At 73.6% G+C, this 21,143-nt stretch carries 19 protein-coding genes and 1 riboswitch; of the genes, 10 read left to right on the top strand and 9 right to left on the bottom strand.

What is annotated here, in order from left to right; all coding sequences use genetic code 11:
• Positions 1–120: 120 nt before the first annotated feature.
• The 3 genes from JIW86_RS10020 (at position 121) to JIW86_RS10010 (ending at position 3,135) form a co-directional block, all read left to right on the top strand.
• Positions 121–693, top strand: a complete 573-nt coding sequence (locus JIW86_RS10020; RefSeq protein WP_215146697.1) for a TIGR03086 family metal-binding protein — start codon at positions 121–123, stop codon at positions 691–693.
• Positions 694–820: 127 nt separating this feature from the next.
• Complete coding sequence (locus JIW86_RS10015; RefSeq protein ID WP_257553438.1) at positions 821–2,038, top strand: aminotransferase class I/II-fold pyridoxal phosphate-dependent enzyme; 1,218 nt, start codon at positions 821–823, stop codon at positions 2,036–2,038.
• A gap of 29 nt (positions 2,039–2,067) precedes the next feature.
• Positions 2,068–3,135 carry an MBL fold metallo-hydrolase gene (locus tag JIW86_RS10010; protein ID WP_257553437.1) on the top strand — a complete coding sequence of 356 codons (1,068 nt, stop codon included), beginning with the start codon at positions 2,068–2,070 and terminating at the stop codon, positions 3,133–3,135.
• Here the strand turns inward: JIW86_RS10010 and JIW86_RS10005 are convergent.
• Together JIW86_RS10005 and JIW86_RS10000 are read right to left on the bottom strand one after the other, a co-directional pair.
• Positions 3,132–3,764 carry a DedA family protein gene (locus JIW86_RS10005; RefSeq protein ID WP_257553436.1) on the bottom strand — a complete coding sequence of 211 codons (633 nt, stop codon included), beginning with the start codon at positions 3,762–3,764 and terminating at the stop codon, positions 3,132–3,134. The two genes, JIW86_RS10010 and JIW86_RS10005, sit on opposite strands and share 4 nt — an antisense overlap.
• Positions 3,761–4,537, bottom strand: coding sequence for an MBL fold metallo-hydrolase (locus JIW86_RS10000; protein WP_215146744.1), 777 nt, complete (start codon positions 4,535–4,537; stop codon positions 3,761–3,763). The genes JIW86_RS10005 and JIW86_RS10000 overlap by 4 nt, the downstream gene beginning before the upstream one ends.
• Before the next feature lie 141 nt (positions 4,538–4,678).
• Between JIW86_RS10000 and JIW86_RS09995 the strand changes: the two genes are divergently transcribed.
• The 6 genes from JIW86_RS09995 to JIW86_RS09970 all read left to right on the top strand — a co-directional run bounded on the left by JIW86_RS09995 (position 4,679) and on the right by JIW86_RS09970 (position 12,306).
• Positions 4,679–5,083 (top strand): hypothetical protein, encoded by a 405-nt coding sequence (locus JIW86_RS09995; protein WP_257553435.1) that lies wholly within the window; start codon positions 4,679–4,681, stop codon positions 5,081–5,083.
• Positions 5,084–5,184: 101 nt separating this feature from the next.
• Positions 5,185–7,284, top strand: coding sequence for a phage holin family protein (locus JIW86_RS09990; protein WP_257553434.1), 2,100 nt, complete (start codon positions 5,185–5,187; stop codon positions 7,282–7,284).
• A 75-nt stretch (positions 7,285–7,359) separates the two neighbouring features.
• The gene (locus JIW86_RS09985) at positions 7,360–8,790 is read left to right on the top strand and encodes an amino acid permease (RefSeq protein ID WP_257553433.1); all 1,431 of its coding nucleotides are present in this window, start codon (positions 7,360–7,362) and stop codon (positions 8,788–8,790) included.
• A gap of 52 nt (positions 8,791–8,842) precedes the next feature.
• Positions 8,843–9,292: an SRPBCC family protein gene (locus JIW86_RS09980; protein WP_257553432.1), complete on the top strand. Its 450-nt coding sequence runs from the start codon at positions 8,843–8,845 to the stop codon at positions 9,290–9,292.
• Positions 9,293–9,433: 141 nt separating this feature from the next.
• Entirely contained in the window at positions 9,434–10,495 is a 1,062-nt protein-coding gene (locus JIW86_RS09975) for an ATP-binding protein (protein ID WP_215146692.1), read from the top strand.
• The gene (locus tag JIW86_RS09970; protein ID WP_257553431.1) at positions 10,492–12,306 is read left to right on the top strand and encodes a DUF2201 family putative metallopeptidase; all 1,815 of its coding nucleotides are present in this window, start codon (positions 10,492–10,494) and stop codon (positions 12,304–12,306) included. The genes JIW86_RS09975 and JIW86_RS09970 overlap by 4 nt, the downstream gene beginning before the upstream one ends.
• Before the next feature lie 14 nt (positions 12,307–12,320).
• Here JIW86_RS09970 and JIW86_RS09965 read toward each other — a convergent pair whose 3' ends face one another.
• Both JIW86_RS09965 and JIW86_RS09960 read right to left on the bottom strand, forming a co-directional pair.
• On the bottom strand, positions 12,321–13,907 hold the full coding sequence (locus tag JIW86_RS09965) for an RNA polymerase sigma factor (RefSeq protein ID WP_257553430.1): 1,587 nt from the start codon (positions 13,905–13,907) through the stop codon (positions 12,321–12,323).
• Positions 13,908–14,123: 216 nt separating this feature from the next.
• Positions 14,124–14,885 carry a class I SAM-dependent methyltransferase gene (locus JIW86_RS09960; RefSeq protein ID WP_257553429.1) on the bottom strand — a complete coding sequence of 254 codons (762 nt, stop codon included), beginning with the start codon at positions 14,883–14,885 and terminating at the stop codon, positions 14,124–14,126.
• 57 nt (positions 14,886–14,942) lie between these two features.
• Positions 14,943–15,037, top strand: a riboswitch (ZMP/ZTP riboswitch).
• 73 nt (positions 15,038–15,110) lie between these two features.
• Here JIW86_RS09960 and JIW86_RS09955 point away from each other — a divergent pair.
• A complete protein-coding gene (locus tag JIW86_RS09955) occupies positions 15,111–15,956 on the top strand; it encodes a bifunctional 5,10-methylenetetrahydrofolate dehydrogenase/5,10-methenyltetrahydrofolate cyclohydrolase (protein ID WP_215146742.1) in 846 nt (281 codons plus the stop codon).
• 121 nt (positions 15,957–16,077) lie between these two features.
• Here JIW86_RS09955 and JIW86_RS09950 read toward each other — a convergent pair whose 3' ends face one another.
• The 5 genes from JIW86_RS09950 to JIW86_RS09930 form a co-directional block, all read right to left on the bottom strand.
• Positions 16,078–17,235 (bottom strand): DUF6545 domain-containing protein, encoded by a 1,158-nt coding sequence (locus JIW86_RS09950; RefSeq protein ID WP_257553428.1) that lies wholly within the window; start codon positions 17,233–17,235, stop codon positions 16,078–16,080.
• Positions 17,232–18,722 carry an NAD(P)/FAD-dependent oxidoreductase gene (locus tag JIW86_RS09945; protein WP_257553427.1) on the bottom strand — a complete coding sequence of 497 codons (1,491 nt, stop codon included), beginning with the start codon at positions 18,720–18,722 and terminating at the stop codon, positions 17,232–17,234. Before JIW86_RS09945 ends, JIW86_RS09950 begins: the two co-directional genes overlap by 4 nt.
• Positions 18,723–18,794: 72 nt before the next feature.
• Entirely contained in the window at positions 18,795–19,373 is a 579-nt protein-coding gene (locus JIW86_RS09940; protein ID WP_257553426.1) for a toxin-antitoxin system, toxin component, read from the bottom strand.
• On the bottom strand, positions 19,370–20,407 hold the full coding sequence (locus tag JIW86_RS09935; protein WP_257553425.1) for a hypothetical protein: 1,038 nt from the start codon (positions 20,405–20,407) through the stop codon (positions 19,370–19,372). Before JIW86_RS09935 ends, JIW86_RS09940 begins: the two co-directional genes overlap by 4 nt.
• 209 nt (positions 20,408–20,616) lie before the next feature.
• Positions 20,617–21,132, bottom strand: a complete 516-nt coding sequence (locus tag JIW86_RS09930) for a hypothetical protein (protein ID WP_257553424.1) — start codon at positions 21,130–21,132, stop codon at positions 20,617–20,619.
• Between the last annotated feature and the right edge of the window lie 11 nt (positions 21,133–21,143).

Raw genomic sequence — 21,143 nt, 5'->3', positions numbered from 1 at the left:
CCGTCTCTCTTGCCGGCACCACCCGGCGCCGGTCGGCACCCCCCACCCCGGTGGCAGGGCCCAGCAGGGGCGAGGAGAGTGGGCCTGAGGGGGAACTGTCACGCCAGGACGGTGAGAGCCATGCCGCACACGCTGCTGGAACAGCACGCCGAGGCGCTGAAGCTCTTCGGCGAGCGTCTGCGCGCCGTCGCGGACGACCAGTGGGACGCGCCGACCCCGTGCGCGGAGTGGAGCGTGCGGGATCTGGTCAACCATGTCACCGGGGAGCAGCTCTGGATCCCGCCGCTGGTCGCCGAGGGCCGCACGGTCGAGGAGCTGGGCGACGCGTTCTCCGGCGACGTGCTGGGCGAGGACCCGGTAGCCGCATGGGACAAGGCCTCCGCCGCCGCGCACGCCGCCTTCGCCGCCCCCGGGGCGCTCGACCGGACCGTCCGGCTCTCCTACGGGCCCGCGCTCGGCTCGGCGTACTGCTCCGAGCTGACCGCCGACTGCGTGGTGCACACCTGGGACCTCGCCCGGGGGACCGGCGCGGACGACCGGCTTCCGGACGGGCTCGTCGAGTTCTCCATCAAGGAGGTCATGCCGTACGCCGACGGGCTCGCGGCGAGCGGCATGTACGCGGCTCCGCTCGAGGTTCCGGCCGGGGCGAACGCACAGACGAGGCTGCTGGGACTGCTGGGGAGGCGGGGCTGAGCCCTCGCGGGAGGTCCGGGCGGCCCCGGAAGCCCATAGCGGGCATAAACCGGCAATCAATCGTATAAAGGTCAGGGCTGGAGGAGCTGAGCGGGACGAGCGCGGAAGGCGGAAGACGGTGGAGGGGATGCAGCGCACGACGGCGGAAGGCCGCGGCCCGGTCCGGTTCGGCCCGCCCCCGCCCGAACCCGGCCTGCCCGTACTGCCAGAACTCGTCGCCGTCCTCGCCGCGGCCGCCGGGCGCTCCGCCCCCGAACCCCCCGGCGGCGGGGAGGCCGTCCGCGAGGCCGCCTGCCGCCACTGGGGGCGCCGCGGGCTGACCACCGCCCCGGAGAACGTGGCCGCCGGCCCCGGAGCCCCCGCGCTGCTGCTCGCGCTGCTCGGCGCCTACGGGGGCGACGTGATGCTGCCCCGGCCCTGTCCCGCCTGGTGGACCCCGCAGGTCCGGCTGCTGGGCCGGCGGGCCTACCACGTGCCGCCCCCCGCCGAGTGCGGCGGCATCCCGGACCCCTACGCCCTGCTGGAGACCGTACGGCGGGTGCGCGCCGAGGGCGGCGATCCGCGCGTGCTGCTCCTGTCGGTCGCCGACGACCCGACCGCGACCGTGCCGCCGCCCGAGATACTGCGCGAGGCCTGCGAGGCCGCCGAATCCGCCGGACTCTTCGTCGTCAGCGACGAGAGCTGGCGCGACACCGTCCACCGGCCGCACGACACCCTGGTCCTGAGCCCCGCCGAGATGCTCCCCGACCGGGCGGCCGTCCTCGTCGACCTGTCCGGGGCGCTGCTGCCCGCCGGCTGGCCCGCCGCCGTGGTCCGCTTCCCCGACACCCCCCGCGGGACCTGGCTGCGCGCCCGCACCCTCGACGTCCTCACCGCCACCGGCGCGTTCGTCGCCGGCCCCGTCGCCGGGGCCGCCGCGCACGCCCTCGACGAACCCGACCGCGTCGCCGCACGGGCCTACGCGGCCGCCGCCATGCACGGCGCGGTCGCCGCCGCCGCGCACCGGGAACTCCTCGCCGTCGGGGCGCTGGCCCGGCCCCCGCAGGCCGGACGGCACCTCTACGCCGACCTGACCCCGCTGCGGGAGGGACTCGCCCGGCACGGAGTCGGCGACGCCATGGAGCTGGAGGACTGGCTCGGCGGCCGGCTCGGCGCGCCCACCCCCGGAGGGCAGCGGTTCGCGGACGAACCGGTCGCCCTGCGCGTGAGGCTGTCGACCGGGCCGCTGCTCGGCGCCACCCCGGAGGAACGCCTCGCCGCGCTCACCGCCCGCGACCCGCTCGCGCTGCCGCACGTACGGCGCTCCCTGGACCTCCTCGGATCCGTCCTGGCCGGGCTCGTCTGATGCCCGACCCGGCGGACGGAGACTTCCTGATGAGGGAACGGACGGACGCCCCCGCCGCCGCGCCCGTACGGACCGCTGCCGCCACCCGGCCGCCCGCGGCGGCCCCGCCGCGACCCGCGGCTGCGCGCCCGCTCGGTGAACACCGGCACTGGCCCCGCTCCTTCGCGGACCGGCTCACCACCCCGCTCCCCGGTGTCCGCGGCTTCGCCCGGCTCGCCCGCGAGGGCGCGTTGCGGCCCGGCCCGGAAGGGCTGCGCGGCATCCCCGACCTGCCGTACGAGCCGGCCCCGCTGCCCCCGGCCGACCGGGGGTCGGTCTGCGTCACATGGGCCGGGCACGCCAGCTGGGTGCTGCGGACCGGCGGGCTGACCGTACTGACCGACCCCGTCTGGTCCCGGCGGATCCTCGGCACCCCGTCCCGGATGACGCCCGTGGGGGTGCGCTGGGAGGACCTCCCGCCGGTGGACGCGGTGGTCATCAGCCACAACCACTACGACCACCTCGACGCGCCCACCCTCAAGCGGCTGCCGCGGCACACCGCCCTCTTCGTCCCGGCCGGCCTGGCCCGCTGGTTCCGCCGCCGCGGCTTCACCCGGGTCACCGAGCTCGACTGGTGGGAGGCGGCCGAACTCGACGGCGTGCGCTTCGAGTTCGTACCGGCCCACCACTGGTCGAAGCGCTCGCTGATCGACACCTGCCGGTCCCTGTGGGGCGGCTGGATCCTCACCGACACCCGCAGTCCGGCGCCGCGCACGCTCTACTTCGCGGGCGACACGGGCTACGGCCACTGGTTCGGGGAGATCGGCCGCCGCCACCCCGGCATCGACCTCGCACTCCTGCCCATCGGCGCCTACGCCCCGCGCTGGTGGCTCGGCGACGTCCACGCCGACCCCGAGGAGGCCGTACAGGCCTGCCTCGACCTCGGCGCCCGGCGGATGGCCCCCATGCACTGGGCCGCCTTCGTGCTGTCCGCCGAGCCGGTCATGGAACCCCTGCACCGCGTCCGGGCCGCCTGGTCCCGCGCGGCCCTGCCCCGCGAGGACCTCTGGGACCTCCCGATCGGCGCCTCCCGCACCCTCGGCCCGGACTGGGCCTAGGCCCTGCCCGGGCGGAGCCGGCGCCAGAGTGCCGGGCCCGTGCTGATCAGCAGGGCCAGGCCCACCGCCAGCGCGACGCCCTTCCACGGCTCCGAGAAGAGGGAGCCGCCCAGGATGCCGATCAGGCCGTACGTCGCCGCCCACGCGAGACACGCCGGACCGTCGCCGCGGGCGAAGCGGCGCAGCGGCATCTCCGCCAGCAGGCAGGCCAGCATCACCGGGATGCGGCCCGCCGGGACCAGCCGGGAGATCACCAGGACCAGCACCCCGTGCTCGTCCAGCCTCGCCTGCGCCTGCTCGAGGCGCTCGGGCGTGGCCCGGCCGCGCAGCGCCCCGAGCCAGCGCGAGCCGTTGCGCGAGCGCACCCCGCGCCGGCCGAGCCAGTACAGCGTGATGTCCCCGGTGAACGCGGCCAGCGCCGACACCGCGAACACCAGCAACACCCCGTACGGCAGCGAGTCCTGATGGAACGCCACCACCGCCGCCGAACTCACCAGCGCCCCCGTCGGGATCACCGGGACCAGCGCGCCGAGCGCCACCAGCACGAACAACGCCGGGTATCCCAGAGCCTGCCGGGTGGTCTCCGGCGGCACCTGCCCGGCCGCCACCGCGATCTCGCGCCAGGTCACGGCAGTCGCACCCGCTCGCCGTGGGCGGGCACCCGTACCGTCACCTTCGGCGCCAGCCGCGCCGCGCGGTGCGCGAACTCCTCGCCCGGCGCGTGGAATTCGTGCGGGCGCACCGCGTCCATCCCGATCGGCCAGTACGTCCCGTAGTGCACCGGGACCGCCGCCGCCGGAGCCAGCTCGGCCAGCGCCCGCGCCGCCCGCCCCGCGTCCAGGTGCCCCGGACCCAGGTACGGGCCCCAGCCGCCCACCGGCAGCAGGGCCACGTCCACCGGGCCGACCTCCTCGGCCATCGTGTCGAACAGCCCGGTGTCCCCGGCGAAGTAGGTCCGGGCCGCGCCCTGGACCACGTACCCGAGGGCCGGTGCGCGCTGCGGCCCGAACGGCAGCCGCCGGCCGTCGTGCAGGGCGCTGACCACCCGCACCCGCACGCCGCCCCGCACGGGCACCTCCTCGCCCGGCGCCACCTCCGTCACCGTCAGCCCGCGCAGCCCGGCGATCCGGGCCAGCCCCGGCACGGCCCGGCGCGCACCCCGCGGCACCAGCAGCCGGGTGCCGGGCGCGAGCATCCCCAGCGAGGGCAGATGCAGGTGGTCGGCGTGCAGGTGCGAGACCAGCACCACGTCCGCCCGCGCGGCCTCGGGCGGGGGCACCGCCCCCCTCCGCCGCCGCAGATGGGCCAGCCGCCGCGCGAACAGCGGATCCGTCAGCAGCCGCACCCCGGAGTCCTCGACCGTGCACGTGGCATGACCCCACCAGGTGATCTCCACCGGCACCCGGCCCTCCCTCCCTCACAGCGCCCCACCGCTCCGCACGGCTCCCACGACCTTAGGGGGTATCTTGCCGGTCAGGCCGGAACCAATCGGAAGGCCACCGCCCCTCCTCCCCGGCGGCGGATCGGAGTAGGGTCGGGCGACATGGAAGAGCTGCGCGTGGCCGCGATCGCCAGCCTGGCCCCGCTCGAGGAACTCGACGCCGACCCCTTCGCCGTGGACACCCGGAGCCAGCACGCCGTGTGCGCGCGCTGGGCAGCGGACCGCGGGTACGTCGTCACGAAGCAACTGCTCGTCTACGGGCTGCGCGCCGACCACTGCGGACTCTGGTCCGACATCGACGCCGGGCAGGTCGACCTCTTCGTCGCCGCCAACCACCGGGTGCTGGCCCGGGCGCTGGGCTCCGTCGAGGAGTTCACCGCCGAATGCCGGCGGCGCGGGGTGCGCCTGGAGACCGCCGGGCACCAGGAACCGCCGTACACCTCCGCGATGAAGGCCGAGGTGCACCGCCGGCTGTCCATGCCGACCGCCGGCTACGACGGCACCTGAGCGGCGGCTCCCTCACCTCCGTGCGCCGTCCGTTTCGCCCGGCCGGGTGAGCCCGGCTGTGCGAGCCTGGAGGCGGGACGGGGCTCGCGGGAGGTTGCGGCGTGTGGCGAGGACGACGGTGGCGGACCGCGGGCGGCGCCCTGGTGCGGGTGATCCTCGTCTGGGCGGTGTCCACGCTGACCATGCTCGCGCTGGCCGGGATCCTGCCGGACTTCCGGCTCCAGTCCGGGGACGGCGACAGCATCACGCAGATCGGGCTGACGGCGGCCTGGGGCGCCGGGGCCTTCGGCCTGCTGAGCGCGCTGGTCTGGCCGGTGCTCGTACGGGCCCTGCTGCTGGTGCCCGCCCTCGTGCTCGGACTGCTCGTCTTCTTCCTCAACGGCTCGCTGCTGCTGATAGCCCTCAGCCTGATCCCGGCGGGGCGCGGCGAGGCGGCTCCCGAGACCGCGGTGGTGGTCGCCGCCGTGATGTCCGCCGTGGCCTCCGCGACCTCGACCGCGCTCGCCGTGCGCGACGACGAGGCGTACCGGCGGCGCCTCTACCGCCTCGCCGACCGGCGTCGGCGCAGGCAGAGGCGGGCGTCGGCGCCCGGGGCCGGCGAGTCCGCGCCCGGGCTGGTCTTCCTCCAGCTCGACGGGGTCGGGTACGAGACGCTGCGCCGGGCCTCGGGCGACGGCCTGATGCCCACCGTCTCGAGCTGGCTGGACGGCAGCCACCGCATCGCCTCCTGGCGGACCGACTGGTCGAGCCAGACCGGGGCCAGCCAGCTCGGCATCCTGCACGGCTCGAATTTTGACGTGCCCGCGTTCCGCTGGTACGAGAAGGACACCGGCGAGGTGGTCGTCTGCAACCGGCCCACCAGCGCCGCCGAGCTCCAGCGGCGGGCCGTCGAGCGCACCGCGGACGGCGGGCTGCTCACCCTCGACGGGGCCAGCCGCGGCAACCTGTTCAGCGGGGGCGCGGACCAGCTGGCGCTCGTGCTCTCGGTCTCCGCCCGCCGGGGCCGGGCGAACCGTTCGCGCGCCGGGTACTTCACGTACTTCTCCGATCCGGCCAACGCCGTCCGCACCGCCCTGTCCTTCGTCGCCGAGGTGGCCCGTGAGATCGTCCAGTCGCTCCGGGCGCGGATCCGCGGGGACCGGCCGCGGGTGGCGCGCGGCGGGCTGTACCCGCTGATCCGGGCCTTCGCGACCGTGGTGGAACGGGACGTGGTCGTGGCGGCGGTGATCGGCGACATGCTGGCCGGGCGCGCCGCGGTCTACGCCGACCTGGTCGCCTACGACGAGGTCGCGCACCACTCCGGCCCGCACGGCCGGGACACCGACCAGGTGCTGGCCCGGCTCGACCGGAGCCTCGCGCTGATCGCCCGCGTCGCCGAGCACGCGCCGCGCACGTACCGGATCGTGCTGCTCTCCGACCACGGCCAGAGCCCGGGGGAGACCTTCCTCGGCCGGTACGGGCTGACCCTCAAGGACCTGGTCCGGGCGGGCTGCGGACTGCCCGTCTCCCGCCGGGCCGGCCGCACCCCCAGTGGAGCCGAGGCCCGGGCGGCCTTCCTGGCCGCCCTGCACCGGCCGGTGGAGGAGGGTGAGGAGGCCCGTCCGCCGCGGGGTTCCGACCCGGTGGTGCTCGCCTCCGGGAACCTCGGGCTGATCTCCTTCCCCGACGTCGCCGGCCGGGCCTCGCGCGAGCGCATCGAGCGCGCGCACCCCGCCCTGCTGGCCACCTTGGCCAATCACCCCGGTGTGGGCTTCGTACTCGTGGACGGCGTGGTGCTGGGCCCGGGAGGGGCGGTGGCACGACTCGACGTCCCCGGGGAGGCGGCGGAACTGCTGGCTCCGTTCGGCCCCGGGGCGGCCGGGGCCGTGCGCCGGACCGACACCTTCCCGCACGTCGCCGACGTGATGGTGAACTCGGCCTACGACCCGGAAACGGGCGAGGTGCACGCCTTCGAGGAGCAGATCGGCTCGCACGGGGGCCTGGGCGGGGAGCAGGGTCACCCGTTCCTGATGTGGCCGACGCAGCTGTCGGATCCGGGCGGCGAGCTGATGGGCGCCGAGGCGGTGCACGGAGTACTGCGGCGCTGGCTGCGGGAGTCGGACGGGCCGCAGGTACCGGTGGTGGAGGATTCCCGGCTGGAAGGGGCCACGGGCGGAACCTTTCCGTCCGTAGGGATGGTCTCGCGGGACGAAACCCGCTGATTTGGTGCGTCCTGTGCGGTGGTCAACCATGGGTCGACCTGCCCACCATGTGAGACAACTCGAGGCGCACCACCGATGACCAGCACCGCAGCACCGACCACGGAGGCCACCGCAGCCGACGGGGTCGCAGCTTCCGACCAGGCCGCCGATCGGGCCGACCGGGCCGAAGCCCCCGAGCCCGCCGCAGGCGACCCGCACGCCCGGCGGTTCGGACTGCCCGTCGCCACCTGTCTGGTCATGGGCAACATCATCGGCGGCGGAATCTTCCTCCTGCCCGCCTCGGTGGCCCCCTTCGGCACCATCAGCCTCGTCGCCTTCGCCGTGCTCACCCTCGGCGCGGTCGCCCTCGCCCTCGTCTTCGGCCGCCTCGCCCAGCGGCACCCGCAGACCGGCGGCCCGTACGTCTACGCCCGCGCCGCGTTCGGCGACTTCGCCGGCTTCCTCGCCGCCTGGAGCTACTGGATCACCACCTGGGTCTCCAACGCGGCCCTCGCGGTGGCGGCCGTCGGCTACCTCGGCGTGCTCTTCCCGGCGATCGGCGCGCACAAGTGGTCCATGTGCCTGGCCGCCCTCACCGTGCAGTGGCTCCCGGCGCTCGCCAACCTGGCCGGGACCCGGTACGTCGGCGCCGTCCAACTGGTCGCCACCGTCCTGAAGTTCGCCCCGCTGCTGCTCGTCGCGGTGGGCGGTCTCCTGTTCTTCGACCCGGCCAACCTCGGCCCCTTCCGGGCCACCGACCAGAGCGCGATCGGGGCCGTCTCCGCCTCCGCCGCGATCCTGCTGTTCAGCTACCTGGGCGTCGAGTCCGCCGCCGTCAGCGCCGGCGAGGTCCGCGACCCCGCCCGCAACGTCGGCCGGGCCACCATCCTGGGCACCGTCGGCGCGGCCACCGTCTACCTGCTGGGCACCCTCGCCGTCTTCGGCCTGGTCGCCCACGACACCCTGGTCTCCTCCCAGGCCCCCTTCACGGACGCCGTCAACGCAATGTTCGGCGGCACCTGGGGCGGCACGGTGGTCGCCTGCGCGGCCGTGATCTCGATGGTCGGCGCCCTCAACGGCTGGACCCTGCTCAGCGCGCAGACCCCGTACGCCGCCGCCAAGGACGGGCTCTTCCCGAAGGTCTTCGAAACGAAGAAGCGCGGTGTCCCGGTGGTCGGCGTGGTCGTCACGGTGGTCCTCGCCTCCGGCCTGACCGTCTACAACTACACAGCGGGCTCGGAGGGCGTCTTCGAGATCCTGGTGCTGGTCACCACCTTCACCGCGACCGTCCCGTACCTGCTCTCCACCGCAGCGCAGCTCTACTTCCTGCTCTCGGGCCAGTCCGAGCGCGTGCACCGGGGGCGCCTGATCCGCGACGGCGCCCTCGCAGGCCTGGCCTTCGCCTTCTCCATGTGGCTGGTGGCCGGCTCCGGCTACGCCGCCGTCTACCAGGGCGTGCTCTTCCTCTTCGCGGGCGTCGCGGTCTACGCCGTGATGGCCGCCCGCAGGCGCCGCGCGGCCGCCTGACCCGCGGTAATTTGGAAGGAGAGGACGGCAAGGGGGGCTCTAAGGGGTCGCCATGTCCGCGATCAGCAAGAGCATCGACATCGACCGCAGGCCCGAGGACGTCTACTCGTACGTGACGGACCCCACGCACCTGCCCGAGTGGCAGGACAGCGCCGTGTCCGCCGTACCGATGGGTGACCTCCCCGTCCACATCGGTTCGCGGGTCGTCGTCATCCGGCAGGTCGGCAAGCGCAGGATCCCCACGACCATGGAGTTCACGGAGCTCGATCCGCCGAGGAGCTGGCACATCCACGGTCTCGACGGCCCGGTCCGGCCGGACGTACGGGGCCGCATCGAACCCCTCGACGGCGGGACGCGCTCGCGCGTGACCCTGTCCGTCGACTTCGAGGGCCACGGCATGGGCAGGGCACTCGTCCCCCTCGCGGTCAAGCCCATGCTCCGCAAGGAGATGCCCCGCAGCGAGGAGAAGCTCAAGCACCTGCTGGAGCACTCCGCGAGCTGACTCCGGGGCTTTGGGGGTCTCGGGGGCCTCCGGGGCCTCGGGAGGCCTTGCGGGCCCCCGGAAAACAGGATGCTCCGGGTGCTGTGGTGTGCCCACACTGGCCGCACCACAGCACCCGAACTCCCGAGGACATCCACGCCCGTGCAGGCTGCCGTCACCGTCACCCCCGCCCAGATCCCCGAACTTCTCCTCGGCCTCGCCACCGTGCGGCCCGTGTTCCTGTGGGGCGCGCCCGGCATCGGCAAGTCCTCGCTCGTCCGGAAGTTCGCCGACTCGCTCGGCCTGGAATGCGTCAGCCTGCTCGGCACCCAGCTCGCCCCCGAGGACCTCATCGGCGTCCCGCAGATCCGTGACGGCCGGTCCGTCTTCTGCCCGCCCGAGGCCATCGCGCGCGACGAGCCGTACTGCCTCTTCCTCGACGAGCTCAACGCCGCGAGCCCCGACGTCCAGAAGGCCTTCTACTCGCTGATCCTGGACCGCCGGATCGGCTCCTACGAGCTGCCCGCGGGCTCCATCGTGATCGGAGCGGGCAACCGCGCCACCGACAACGCGCTGGCCCGGCCCATCGCCTCCGCCCTCGTCAACCGCCTCACCCACGTCCACCTCCAGGCGTCCGCGCGGGACTGGCTGGTCTGGGCCGGCGAGAACGGCATCCACCCCTGGGTCACCGACTACCTCACCGACCGCCCCGACCACCTCTGGTCGCAGCCGCCCAAGACGGAGGAGGCGTTCTCCACCCCGCGCTCCTGGCACATGCTCTCCGACGCCCTGCACTCCTTCGGGACGGAGCTGGACGAGCAGACCCTGAAGGTGATCGCGCACGGCACCCTCACCCCCGCGCACGCCGTGTCCTTCTGCGGCTACGCCAAGATCGTCCGCCATACCTTCGGCATCGAGGCGATCATGAAGGGCGACGCCTCCTGGCCCGGCCGCCTCGCCGACCGCGATCTCCTCTACTACCTCGCCGAGGCCTTCCGAGGCCGGCTGCTCAAGGAGCTCCCGGCGCAGAAGGAACACGTCTCGCCCGCCCTGCGGCAGTCCGCGTACCGCTTCAAGTCGCTGCTCGTCCAGCTCGCCGAGATCTCCGTCGAGGTGGCCCAGACCGTCATCGCCGACGACGCCGACGGCCTGCCCGTACTGCCCTCCTGGTTCCTCGTCGAGGCCGCCCGGGACATGCCCCGGCTGGTCGAGGCCCGCAGGTGAGCGGCGCCCGCTCCCGCGGCAAGGCCGCCCCGCCGGACCCGGCCGCCGAGGCCTACGCCGCGGGACTCCTGCTGGTGAAGCGGAACCCGGCCTTCGCCGCCCTCGAGGTCGAGTTCTGCCGCCGCAAGAACTGCCGGCTGTGCCCGGCCGAGGGCCTGGCCGCCGTCGATTCCAACGGCCACGTCCACGCCCACCCCACCCTCCGGGCCGAGCCCGCCGAGTGGGCCTGGGCCCTCGCCCACTGCCTCCTGCACCTGGGCTTCGGCCACGTCCCGGCGGCCGAGGACCGCCACCGCGCCCAGCCCGACCCCTACGACCGGGCCGCGCGCTGCACGGTGGTCAACCGCTTCCTGCTCACCTTCCCGGCCGGCCGGGCCCCGGAGCACCTCCCCGCCGCGTACCCCGGCGGGGACGAGGAACAGCTGGCCGCCCGCTGGCGGCGGGACGGCATCCCGCCCGCCCTCGCCCTCTGCGGTACGGCGGGCGGCGAGTCCGACCAGTGGCTGCTGACGTGGCACCGCTCCAGCCTCAACCGGGTCCCCGACTGGCAGACGGCCTTCGCCGCCGCCCTGACCCGCAGTGTCTCCGCCGCCATGGACGTCGCGGGCGGCCGCCGCGACCGGATCACCGGCGAACGCGTGGCGCAGCGCCCCTGGGACCGCGCGCTCAGCTGGTTCGTCTCCTCGTACCCGCTGCTCGGCGGGCTGGCCGCCGGTCTGACCGTCGTCGCCGACGCCGAGCTGGCCCGCGCCCAGAACATCTCCGTCGCCGCCGTCAGTGCCACCGCCGGGGAGATCTACATCAACCCGCTGCGCACGTTCGGGGACGAGGAGTGGCGGTTCATCCTCGCCCACGAGATGCTGCACGCCGCCCTGCGCCACGGCGAGCGCCGCGGCGCCCGCGACCCGTACCTGCACAACGTCGCCGCCGACTACGTGGTCAACGGCTGGCTCGTGGAGATGGGCGTCGGCGAGATGCCCGAAGGGCTGCTCCACGACCCCGCGCTGCGGGACCTGTCCGTGGAGGAGGTCTACGACCGCATCACCACGGACCTGCGCCGCATGCGCCGCCTCGCCACCCTGCGCGGCAAGGGCCTCGGGGACATCCTGGGCGAGCCGCTGCCCCACCCGGGGAGCGGCCCGTACACGGACCTCGACGAGTTCTACCGGCGCGGCCTGGTCCAGGGCTTCGACCTGCACGCGTACGGGGAGCGCGGCCTGCTGCCCGCCGGTCTGATCCAGGAGATCCGGGCGCTCGCCCACCCGCCGGTGCCCTGGGACGCCCGGCTCGCCCGCTGGTTCGACGAGTACGTGCCGCGGCCCGTGCCCGTACGGTCCTACGCGCGCCCGGCGCGCCGCCAGGCCTCCACCCCGGACATCCCGCGCGCGGGCCGTTACTTCCCGCCCGAGGAGGTGGCGCGCTGCACCTTCGGGGTGGTGCTCGACACCTCGGGGTCGATGGACACCGCCCTGCTCGGCAAGGCGCTGGGCGCCATCGCCTCGTACGCCGAAGCCCGCGACGTACCGGCGGCACGCGTCGTCTTCTGCGACGCGGCGCCGTACGACGCGGGCTATCTGCCCCCGGGTGAGATCGCGGGCCGGGTGAAGGTGCGAGGCCGGGGCGGGACCGTACTGCAACCGGGCATCGACCTGCTGCAGCGGGCGGAGGACTTCCCGCCCGGGGCCCCGGTGCTGGTGATCACGGACGGGTGGTGCGACACCCTGCGGATCCGGCGCGAGCACGCCTATCTGGTTCCGCAGGGTGCCTCCCTGCCGTTCACGCCACGAGGGCCCGTCTTCCGGCTGGCCTGACCGGCCGGACCGGTTTAGTCCAGGTAGTCGCGCAGCACCTGCGAACGCGACGGGTGGCGCAGCTTCGACATGGTCTTGGACTCGATCTGGCGGATGCGCTCACGGGTGACCCCGTACACGCGGCCGATCTCGTCCAGGGTCTTCGGCTGGCCGTCGTTGAGGCCGTAGCGCATGGAGACCACGCCCGCCTCGCGCTCGGAGAGCGTGCCCAGGATGGACTGGAGCTGCTCCTGGAGGAAGGTGAAGGAGACCGCGTCCGCGGGCACGACCGCCTCGGAGTCCTCGATGAGGTCACCGAACTCGCTGTCGCCCTCCTCACCCAGGGGGGTGTGCAGGGAGATCGGCTCGCGGCCGTACTTCTGGACCTCGATGACCTTCTCGGGGGTCATGTCGAGTTCCTTGCCCAGCTCCTCCGGGGTGGGCTCGCGGCCCAGGTCCTGGAGCATCTGGCGCTGCACGCGGGCGAGCTTGTTGATGATCTCGACCATGTGCACCGGGATGCGGATGGTGCGCGACTGGTCGGCCATGGCACGCGTGATCGCCTGCCGGATCCACCAGGTCGCATACGTGGAGAACTTGAAGCCCTTGGTGTAGTCGAACTTCTCCACGGCGCGGATCAGGCCGACGTTGCCCTCCTGGATCAGGTCCAGGAAGAGCATGCCGCGGCCGGTGTAGCGCTTGGCGAGGGAGACCACGAGGCGGAGGTTGGCCTCCAGCAGGTGGTTCTTCGCACGGCGGCCGTCCTCGACCAGGATCTCCAGCTCGCGCTTGAAGGCGGGCTTGTGGTCCTCCTCCTCTTCGAGCTTGTACTCGGAGAACAGGCCCGCCTCGATGCGCTTGGCGAGCTCGACCTCCTGCTCGGCGTTGAGGAGCGGCACCTTGCCGATGAGCTTGAGGTAGTCCTTGACGGGGTCGGCGGTGGCACCGGCCACCATGACCGTCTGCGCCGGGGCGTCGTCCTCGTCGTCGTCGGACAGCACGAAGCCCTGGGTGCCGCCGGCCTTGGGAGTCTCCTCCTCGGCCTCGTCGGCGAGGTCCTCGGCTGCCCAGTCCTCGCCCTCGGCCGCGGGGGTCTCGCCCTCGTCGGCGTCCTTGGCGCTGGTCTTCTTCGCCGCCGTCTTCTTGGTGGCGGTCTTCTTCGCGGCGGTCGCGGTCTTCTTGACCGTCCGCTTCTTCGGCTCGGCGGCGGCCTCGGCCGTCGCCTCGTCCTCGGTGGCGGGGGCCGACGGAGCGGATATCGCCGCAGCGGTGGCCGGGGCGGCGGCCGAGGCCTTGCGCGCGCCGATGGGGCGCGGCGCCGCGGCGGCCTTCTTGGCCACGGTGCGGGCGGGGGCGGCGGCTGCCTTGCGGGGCTTCTTGGCGGCAGCCTTGGTGGCGGGGGCGGCGCTGACGTGGAGGGCGACACCCTCCTCGTCCAGGACCTGGTTCAGGCTGCGCAGGACCCGCTTCCACTGGTCCACCGGGATGCGGCCGGCCTCGAAGGCCTGGCGCACGTCGTCACCGTTGATGTGACCCTGCTCGCGGCCGCGCTCGACGAGCGCGACGAGGGCCTCCGATTCGGCGATCTCCGGAGGGAACGTACGGGACGGGCTGAGCGACACAAGGAGCCTCTCGTTGCGAACAGATATGGGGTGGGCGGGACATCATCGCGCGGACTCGGGAAACAGACCCGAGGGGGGTCTGTATTCCGGGGCCGCGCGAGGACACCTGTCGGTTCATCGCATGCCCGAGTCGATTCGTTACGCGCTGAATTGAGTGACCTGCGCCACGCTGTGGCCGCGCAACCTAATCGGCGTGGATCCGTCCGCCCTCATTCGTCATCCCGTTTTGCGGGCTTCGATGAGGAAGCGGGCGGTGTGCGCGACGAACGGGCCTTCGTTTTCGATCTGTTCGTGCAGCTCGCGCAACCGGTCCCGGTACTGCCCGACCGTGAAGCCGGGCACCATCCAGATCACCTTCCGGAGAAAGTAGATCACGGCTCCGATGTCGTGGAACTCCGTGCGCAGCCGTTCCGAGCGCAGATCGACGACTTCGAGGCCGGCTTTGGTGGCGTCGGTCACCGCGTCGTCGGGGTGCCGGCCGCGCCGGATCTCCTCCGGCTGCGGGCCGAGGAAGAACTCGACCAGCTCGAAGACGCTCGCCGGACCGACCTGCTGGGACAGGTACGTGCCGCCGGGCCGCAGGACCCGCGCGATCTCGTCCCACCAGATGGTCACCGGGTGCCGGCTGGTGACCAGCTCGAAGGCCTCGTCGCCGAAGGGCAGCGGCGGCTCGTCGGCGTCGGCGACCACCACCGCGCCCAGCGGGTGCAGCAGCCGGGTCGCCCGCTCGATGTTCGGCGGCCAGGACTCGGTGGCCGCCATCAGCGGGGGCAGGGGCCCCGCCCCGGCCAGCACCTCACCGCCGCCGGTCTGGATGTCCAGCGCGGACCGGACACGGGCCAGGCGCTCGCCGAGCAGCCCCTGGTAGCCCCAGGACGGGCGCTGCTCGGTGGCCCGGCCGTCGAGCCAGGAGAAGTCCCAGCCCTCCACGGAAACCGACTCGGCCTCTGCGACAAGATGGTCGAAAGTGCGCGTCATGCACTGATCGTCGCAGGTCGGACCCGGGCGAACCACCGGATATGTCGACTACAGTGGTCGGCGGGCCGTGACTGGCGTTCGGGTGGATCACCACCGGGGAGCGGCCCGGCGTACGTGTCGTACGCCGACTGCCGCGCGCCTGGGCGAACCGCGAACCGCGATACGCAGCGACGTTCAGGAGACCCCGTGACGACTGCCCAGACTGCCACTGCCTCTGCCCAGCTGATGGACGGCACCGCCCTCGCCCGCCGCATCTCGGAGCAGACCGCCGCCTACGCGGCCAAGATCACCGAGCGCACCGGCACCGCGCCCTGTCTCGCGACCGTGCTGGTCGGTGAGGACCCCGCCTCCGTCACCTACGTGCGCATGAAGCAGAACCGTTGCGCCAAGGCCGGGATCACCTCCCGCCACGTGGAGCTGCCGGCCGAGACCACCACCGAGGAACTGGTCGCCACCCTCACCGCGCTCTCCGAGGACCCGGAGATCAGCGGCATCCTGCTCCAGCACCCCGTCCCGCACCACATCGACGAGCGCGCCGCCTTCGAGGCCATCGCCCCCGGCAAGGACGTCGACGGCGTCACGATGCACTCCTTCGCCGCCATGGGCTTCGGCCTGCCGGGCTTCGTCTCCTGCACCCCCGGCGGCATCATGCGCCTGCTCGCCGCCTACGACGTGGACCTCACCGGCAAGCACGCCGTGGTCGTCGGCCGCAGCGCGATCCTGGGCAAGCCGGCCGGGATGCTGCTGCTGGAGCAGAACGCCACCGTCACCTACTGCCACTCCCGCACCCGGGACCTTCCCTCGATCGTGCGCCAGGCCGACGTGCTGGTCGCCGCCGTGGGCAAGGCCGAGTTCATCCGCGGCGAGGACATCAAGCCGGGCGCCGTGGTCCTGGACGCCGGGTACAACGAGGGCAACGTCGGCGACGTGCACTTCGAGTCCGCCGCCGCCCGCGCCTCGCTGATCACGCCGGTACCGGGCGGGGTCGGCCCGATGACCATCGCCGTGCTGCTGGAGCAGACCGTCCAGGCCGCCGCCGCGCAGGCGGGGCTGGCCCTCGCGGACCTCTGAGTCCCCTGAGAGCCGAACGCCCCGGGCCCTTGGGCCCGGGGCGCCGTGCTGTGCCGGAGCGGGTGCCGCGTATCCCTCGGTAACGGGCCGGAAGACCGATCCGTGCCCCTTGCCCCGGGGCTCAGGTCCCCGCCGTGGCCGCCTCACGGGCCGCGGCGACGATGGGGGAGGTCTGGAACTCCCGGGCCAGGGCGTCCAGCGGTCCGCTGCCCAGCCGGTACGGGTCCGGGTGCCCGCCCTGCCCGGCGGCCGCCCTGCGCCGGCAGGCCGCGGCGAGCACGGCCGCGTCCGCGACCACGGCCGCCCGGGCCTCGCTCAGGCCCTGCCCGCGCGCCGCCTCGTACGCCGTGAGCCGCACGGCGGGGTCGAACCAGGAGGCCAGCGCCAGGATGCCGTCGTCGATGACGGACTCGCGGTGGATGAGGCGGATCCCGACCGGTGACCACCAGGCCAGCGGCACGGTCCGTACCCGGGCGGCCGCGCACCCGCGCAGCGCCTTCCACAGCGGATGCAGCCGCCGGTACCGGCTGAAGTCCTGCCAGGCCGCCGACCCGCCGGCCAGCGGGACCAGGAACCCCGCACCGATCATCAGGGCCGCCCCGGAGGCCAGCCACAGGGCCAGGTCCGCCGAGACCACCCAGTCCCGGCCGGCCCAGCGGGCCGCCACCGAGGCCCACTTCGCCCCGAGGTAGGTCAGGTCCAGCAGCCCGCCGAACACGATCAGCGCCAGCCCGGTGCGCAGCGGGCGCAGCGATCGGTCCGCGTGCCACAGCCACTTCCCGCACAGCAGGGTCAGCGCCGAGGTTCCGACGGTGTGGGCCAGCAGGAAGCAGACGACCATCTCGCGGATCCACGGCGTCGTGGCGTAGTACGTGTCCAGGTCCCGGACCCGTTCCACCGGCGCGTCGCCGATCACGAACAGCACGACGATCGCCACGGTCGCCGCGCCGTACGTGGCCACGGTCAGCCGGGTGGCCCGCCGCACGGCCGCGGGCGGGCCGCCGCGCCACTGCAGGACCAGTACCACGCACGTCCCCGAGAAGACGGTGATCAGACCGAAAACCAGCGGCGCGGAGAAGTTCACCACGCCGGTGAGCCGGTTGACCTTGGAGATCGTCGACGGCGACGCCAGGAACGTGAGGGGGGCGCCCACGACCAGCAGCGCGCACGCGGCCCGGATCAGGGGCTGGTCCCAGTCCCTGCGCAGCGTCGGCGCCTTGATCAGCAGAGCCAGGATCATGACGGATCCCGGCAGGTAGAGCAGGAGTCCGCCGCTCACCGGGCCTGTCCGACGGGGTCGGCCGGGCCGACCGGGTCCGACGGGTCCACCGGGTCCACAGGGTCCGTCACGGGTCCGGACGGGCCGGGCACCGGGCCGAGCCCGGCGACGGCCCGCTCGGCGGCGGTGAGGGGCGGCGCCTTGAGAGCGTCCCGGTCAGAGGCGCGCAGGACGTGCCAGACCACGGGCGGGCTGAGCCAGTGGGTGGGCGCGCTGCTCATGGTGAGCACCTTGAACAGGGCGGCGGTGAGCGCCTCGTGGGTGGTGGCACCCGTCATCAGCCGGTTGACGTAGGCGTTGAGCAGGCCGGTTCCGGCGCGCGGCTTCATCCCGGTGGCCCCCGGGTACAGGATGTCCTGCGAGGTGGCGAGCTCCCAGGCGGTGCTCACCTGGGGGGCGATCGCGCGCTGCGCCTCGCGGCCGAAGCCGGGGTGGGCGAGCCCCTTCTGCCGGAGCAGGGAGCGTACGGCCAGCAGCCCCTGGGCGGCGACCGTCATGCCCTGCCCGTACAGCGGGTTGAAGGTGGCGACGGAGTCGCCGACGGCGAAGAAGCCGTCGGGCAGGTCGGCCTTCTCGAAGTAGATCCGGCGGTTGGCGGTGCCCTGGGTGACGGCGACGTCCGTCAGGGGCTTCTTGCCCTCGAGGAGTTCGCCGACGATCGGGTCCCGTATGCCTTTGGCGAAGGGGATGAACCGCTCGGGGTCGCCGGTCGGCTGGCCGCCGCGGGTGCCGGAGAGGGTGGCCTGCCACTGGCCGTTCTCGATGGGCACGATCGTGGCCGTCTGCCCGGGGACGGGCACCCGGGGGTCCGACTGCACGTTGACGATGGGGAAGCCCATCTCGTGGGCTCCGGCCGGAGCTTCGAAGATCCTCGTCGCGTAGACGAGGCCGGAGTCGACCTCGGCCTGCCGGATACCGGTCACGCCCAGTGCCTGGAGCCAGGTCCGGGCGCGCGAGCCGCGTCCGCTCGCGTCGACCACGAGGTCGGCGGCCAGCAGCAGGCCCTCCTCGTCCGCAGTGTCGACCCGGACGCCGGTGACCCGGGCCGCCGTGCCCTCCAGTGCGCGTACCCGGCTCTGCTCGAGCGTGGAGACGCCCTTCAGGCCGGTCACCCGGGCGCGGACCACCGAGTCGAGGAGGTCGCGGCTGCAGGAGATGTTGAACTGCTTCTCCCCGCAGCGCGGGATCCAGCCCTGCGCGGTCTTGGTCACCAGATCGGTGGGCAGGCTGCGGCGGATGGCGCCCGCGCCCGTCCAGTCGTCGGTGATGCCGGGCAGGATCTTCTCGATGGCGCGGGCGCCACCGGACCACAAGAGGTGGGTGTGCCGGGCCTGCGGGAGTCCGCGCCGCGGCGCCGGGCCCTCGGGCAGCGGGTCCGCGTCGACGACGGTGACCGTCGCGTACTCGGCGAGTACGGCGGCCGCGAGCAGGCCGGCCAGACTGCCGCCGATGACGACGGCGTGGCGGGGCGGGGAAGACTGGGTCATCGTGTCGTGCTCTCTGTCAGGGCCGTGCTGAGGGCATCGGCGCGAGGGTTGCGGCGGCTGGGCGGGCACCGGTCACCGGCGTGACACGGGGCTCCCCCAGCCGAGCGAGGTCTTGATGCGCTCGATCGCCTCGGGGAACTGCTCTTCCCGGGGTGGTGGCAGGTACGGCCTGAGCAGCTTGCCGAGGTGCAGGCCGAAGATCTCGGCCCGGATCTCCGCCGGATCCCCGTGGTCGGCCCGGGCGGCGGCCTGCCGGATCACCTCGGTCAACCCGGTCTCGGAGTAGAGCAGTTCGGAGAGGTCGCCGTGGCGCCCCGTCAGCCGCGCGGCCACCGCCATGCCCGGCCCATGGCTGTCGCAGGTTCCCTCGTAGACGTGCCACAACTCGTGGCTGGCGATGACGAGCTGGTGTTCCGGACGGGTGCGCTCCTCGATGACCAGCAGGTCGCGCTCGTCCATCTCCAGCCACAGCCCGCTGGCCGTGTCGGGCGGGAAGGAGGCTAAGCGGAAATCGACCTTCCGGCCGCCGCGGCGGCGGGCGTAGGCGGCGCACAGGCCCCCGATGATCTCGCTGACATCGGCCGGGGGCGTGAGGCGGGCGTCGGCCAGCAGATCCGCGGCGAGGCTGCGCATCGCCCGTGTGGTCCTCATGGCGTTCCCCCCTCGGCGGTCGGGCCGGCAGTCGTCGGTCCCGCGGTCGTCGGATCCGCGACGGTGTCGGGGCCGGCCGGACGGCCGAGCTGGCCCTCGCGGGCGAGCAGATCGTCCAGGTGGTCGGCGAGGGACTTCCAGCCCCGCGGGGAGAGTCGTCCGGCCCGCGTGACGATGCTCCGTACGTCGTGCGCCCGCATCACGGCGAGCATCGGGTTCTCCTGCCGCCGCTCCGCGGACTCCAGTTCGCGGGTGAGGGCGGTGAGGGCGGTGGCGAGCGCCTCGGCGTCGTCGGCCAGCAGGAAGCCGCCCTCCACGCCGAAGAACCGCTGGATCCCGGCGGCCGCGGCCAGGTTCGGCAGGCCCTCGCCCTGGGCGAGGCGGGTCAGCGACTGGCCCGACGCGTCGAAGGACTTGGCGATGGCCGCCAGTGAGTGGGCCTGCCCGTCCTCCCGTACGCGGGTGCGGCGCAGGTGCTCGAACCGCTGGTGCACCTGCTCCTTCAACGGGAGCCGGGGCGGCTTGCCGTCGAGGGTGAGCCGGATGGCCTGGGGGGTGATGCCGGTGAGGTGGGAGAGGTGCTCCAGATCGTCGCGACCCTCCGAGGTGAGGGCGAGGGCCCGCTCCACCGCGCTCTTGCTGTCGGCCAGCAGGAAACCGGCGTAGACACCGAAGAAGCGCTGCACACCGGCCGCGTGACCGAGCCGGAGCAGTCCGGTGCCCGCGTTGAGGGGGCCCAGAGAGGCCCCGGGTGCGTCGAAGTCGTCCGCTATGGCGGCGAGCGGCCACTCCCGGCCGTTCTTGTCGCGGCGGGTGGCGCGCAGCCGCAGGAAGCGCTGGTGCACGCGCTGTTCGAGCGGCAGCTCGGCGGACGTACCCGCGATGACCCCTGGAATCCGGGCGGGTTCGACCCCGGAGAGGTGACTCAGCCGCGCGGCGGCCAGTACCTGGGCCGGGTCCTGCCCGCCCCGCTCCGACAGCTCCTCCACGCGATGCCGGAGCGCGGCGAGATCGGTTCGGGCGGCGGCTCGCACCGGCTGCTTCTCCGTAAGTCGACAAGACGTTCGAGGGTTTGGGCTGCGTGAAGCCTAGCCTCCCGCCTTCAGCCGAACCAGCGGTAACGCAACATTTCCTGCCGTACGGCTCAAAAAAGGTTGGCATCGCGGTGGAGTTGGGGCAGGGCCGTGAAAGAGGCGCCCGGCGGGCCGTCGGCCCGCCGGGCGCCTCGTGCGCTGTCAGCGGTTCAGCAGGAGATCGTGGATCCGTCGAGTGCGGATTCCACGGTCACGGTGAACTCCTTCGGCCCGTCGGCCCCCACCCGGAGCAGAGCCGGCGCGCCGGCCACCTCCTTGTGGAAGCACATGCCGAGGCCGCTCCGGAACCCGTCCGGGGCCTGCGCCCGGGTGCCGACCGCCTTCCATCCTTCCTTCCTCGCGGTGTCCCAGTAGTGGGCGACCAGCGACTGAGCGTCCACGTCGTGGAGGTAGGCGCTGTCCGCGGCGACCCAGGGGTCGCCGCTGTCGTCCATGCACTCCACACCGGTTCGCTCCGCCACGGGCGTGGTACCGGCCGGGGCGGCGGGCGCCGCGGCCGAGACCTGAGCCATGCGCTCAACCGCCTTGTTCTCCTCGCACGAGCCTTCCGACCCGTAGAAGAGCAGGTACATCGACCCGGCCAGCAAGGCGAGGCCGGTCAGGCAGCCGATGGTGACGGCCAGGCCCAGAAACAGCCCGCGACGCGGGGAATGTGCCGTGATCAAGGGGTTCCCTT

Source organism: Streptomyces sp. NBC_00162, from assembly GCF_024611995.1.
Classification (GTDB): Bacteria; Actinomycetota; Actinomycetes; order Streptomycetales; family Streptomycetaceae; genus Streptomyces.
The sequence above is the reverse complement of the archived record's forward strand: the minus strand, read 5'-3'. Positions and strand labels throughout refer to the sequence as shown.